The 283-nt window shown below is 56.5% G+C and carries 1 pseudogene; it reads left to right on the top strand.

Annotated features, from left to right (window positions below):
* Positions 1-283 (top strand): annotated as a pseudogene (locus QW71_RS36570) (YheC/YheD family protein); the annotation flags it as partial.

Raw genomic sequence — 283 nt, 5'->3', positions numbered from 1 at the left:
CCCCCGCAGATGTGCATGTAAGCAAGGAACAGATCCATGCGCTTGTCTATGATGTTAAAAGCGGAACATGGTCGCGCAGGTGGCGCTCCTTCCCCAATATGATCTATGACCGCTGCCGCATTCAGCGCAGCCAGCGGTTCCAGCAGCTGCTGCGCTTCCGCGCGCGGTACGACCACCTGACCTTCCTGAACCGCCCGCTGCGTAATAAGTGGACGGTTCACCAGACCTTTTCACAGAAAAGCCGTTTCCGGCAGCATATGCCGGAGACTCTTCTATATCAGTC

This window comes from Paenibacillus sp. IHB B 3415 (genome assembly GCF_000802655.2).
Taxonomy (GTDB): Bacteria; Bacillota; Bacilli; order Paenibacillales; family Paenibacillaceae; genus Paenibacillus_AQ; species Paenibacillus_AQ phytohabitans.
The sequence above is the reverse complement of the archived record's forward strand: the minus strand, read 5'-3'. Positions and strand labels throughout refer to the sequence as shown.